At 28.4% G+C, this 2457-nt stretch carries 2 protein-coding genes and 1 pseudogene; all 3 read right to left on the minus strand.

Going from position 1 to position 2457, the window contains the following annotated elements:
• Positions 1 to 125: 125 nt before the first annotated feature.
• Positions 126 to 1517: an ABC transporter ATP-binding protein gene (locus ACQRC6_RS09675; protein WP_427848736.1), complete on the minus strand. Its 1392-nt coding sequence runs from the start codon at positions 1515 to 1517 to the stop codon at positions 126 to 128.
• A complete protein-coding gene (locus ACQRC6_RS09680; RefSeq protein WP_427848737.1) occupies positions 1514 to 2242 on the minus strand; it encodes an energy-coupling factor transporter transmembrane component T in 729 nt (242 codons plus the stop codon). The genes ACQRC6_RS09675 and ACQRC6_RS09680 overlap by 4 nt, the downstream gene beginning before the upstream one ends.
• A pseudogene (locus tag ACQRC6_RS09685) lies at positions 2242 to 2406 on the minus strand (MptD family putative ECF transporter S component); the annotation flags it as partial. The pseudogene ACQRC6_RS09685 and the gene ACQRC6_RS09680, both read right to left, overlap by 1 nt.
• Between the last annotated feature and the right edge of the window lie 51 nt (positions 2407 to 2457).

Raw genomic sequence — 2457 nt, forward strand, 5'->3', positions numbered from 1 at the left:
CTCAAAAATAAAAAAATATTATAAAATTTATTTTATGAAATATTATAAAAAATACTATTCACAACTTCTCGTTTTTTTTGCGTTTTATCATATATCCCTCTTGCAATTTACTAATATATCCATTTTCATAAATAAGTAAAATCAATCACTTTATCACAAACTGATTCTAAAAACTCAACATCATGGGATATTATTAAAACCAACTTATCTTCTTCCTTTACTTTCTTTATGTTTTTAGCTACTATTTTCATATTTCTATAGTCCAATCCACTAGTTGGTTCATCAAAAAATAGAAGTTTCTTGTCTGATAGTAAAGCTGATAAGATAATTACTCTCTGTTTTTGTCCTCCTGACAAGGTGTGAGGATTCCTATCACTGATATTTTTTAACTCCATATCTTTTAACCAAGTATCTAAAGCATTATCATCTTTAATATTTGATGTTAATACTATTTCATCTTTAACACTGTCTGTAAATAACTGACAGTTCACTTCTTGCATAATAAGCAGGCTCTCATTTAGCCTACTTTTTATATTTAAATTCTCATTTTCTTTTAAAATTTTTCCTTTATTTGCTTTGTATAAGCCACATATGATTTTTGCTAAAGTAGACTTTCCAATTCCATTTTCTCCAACAATCCCAATAATATTCCCATAGCAAAATTTAAGATCCTCAATGGACAAAATTATTTTGGTATTTCTTTTGAATATCAGATTTTTTAACTCTAATAAAGTCCCTTTATTTGAAGTTTCAAAATCATCAAATCTTTCAATAGCTTTATAATCAGAATGCCTAAGTCCTGTTCTCATTCGTTCATCTTCACTTAGATTTTCAATTTCGTCCATACTATATTCTCTGATGATTTTTCCATCCTCTAAGTATATTGCTCTATCAACAATGTCTTTTAAATACCACAACCTGTGTTCTGCAATAATAATAGTTTTTCCTAAAGATTTAAGCTTTTTTATTGTAAGCGATAGTTCTTTCATTGACTTTATGTCTAAGCTTGAAGATGGTTCATCAAGAATAAATATCTCAGGGTTTAATGCGTAAATGCTTGCTATAGCAATCTTCTGCTTTTCTCCTCCAGAAAGATTGAATATATTTTTATTCATCAAGTTTTCAAGATGAAGCTCTTTTTCAACTTCTTCAATCCTTTTGTTAATTACTTCTCTTTCTATGCCGTAATTTTCTAAACCAAAAGCGATTTCATCGGTTGTATTGGTTGTATAAAATTGTGTTTTAGGATTTTGAAAAACCGAACCTACATTATTAGATAATTTATAAATTGGTGTGGTAAATGTATTCATACCATTGACCATAACACTGCCAGAAATGTCCCCATCATAAAACTCAGGTATTATGCCATTCATAAGCTTTAATAGAGTGGACTTTCCACAACCACTCCTACCACATAGAAGAATGCATTCTCCTTTTTTTACATTTAAATTAATGCCTTTTAATGAGTGATTAGCTCCTCCCTTGTATTTAAAACTTAATTCTCTAATTTCAATCATAAGTCCCACCCCGAGATTTTCATAAATACAACGATTAATATAATTAAAATAATAGAAAGTAAGACACAAATATCCTTTCTTTTAAATTTAATAAGATATCTACTTGTTTTGTTAACAGGAGCATCAAGTCCCCTTATAATGGCTGATTGAGAGAGCTCATCCCCAATTTCTATCACACTTACGAATAAGGGTACAAAAAAATATTCCATAATTAATGTTGGTTTTCTTATTAAATTTATTAAGTTAAAATTAATTCCTCGAGTTTTCATCGCCATATTTATATGGCTCCATTCGTCTTTAATCGTAGGCAAACATCTAAATATTACAGAAATCATTATGAGTGAGTCTTTTGAAAGTTTTAATTTTTGTAAAGTTGCTACTGCACTGGAAACAGATGTGGAATTTAAAATCCATTTACCCACGATAATACATGGCAAAAATTTTCTCCCAATTGCTAAGAGAAATAAAATTAAATTCATAAGAAAATTTATATTCAAATAGGCTAAAGATTTTTCTAATACGACACTTATTACAAAAAATAAAATATACCTTATAGCGGATTTTTTATAACCATCACTAATAATAATGACAAGAAAAAATAATGTAATAAGACTTTGATAGATCCAATCAAACCCTAAAAAAATTAAAATATTCGCACCTATAAGCAAGATAAGTTTTGTTCTGAGGTCATATTTTGACCCCAGAACAAACTTTGAATTTTCCATTATAAAACTCCTGCGGATTCCAACTTTTTATTCAGTATTTTCTTTGTAAAATAAGAACCAATCAAAGAGAATATAAATGTTCCTATAATCATAACTGGTAACATCCATATTGGTGTCCATGCCCTTATTGTGTTACAAAAGCTTTGATCTAAGCCACCTCGTATAATAATGTTGTAGTTAAAAAACTACATTTTCTTTTCTATCCCATACTCATT

The sequence above is a fragment of the Peptoniphilus sp. SGI.035 genome (assembly GCF_050315115.1).
GTDB lineage: Bacteria > Bacillota > Clostridia > Tissierellales > Peptoniphilaceae > Peptoniphilus_A.

What these genes read in the sequence shown, in the direction of transcription:
- ACQRC6_RS09675 (WP_427848736.1), bottom strand. Translation starts at nt 1,517, where the DNA reads ATGATTGAAATTAGAGAATTAAGTTTTAAATACAAGGGAGGAGCTAAT.
- ACQRC6_RS09680 (WP_427848737.1), bottom strand. Translation starts at nt 2,242, where the DNA reads ATGGAAAATTCAAAGTTTGTTCTGGGGTCAAAATATGACCTCAGAACA.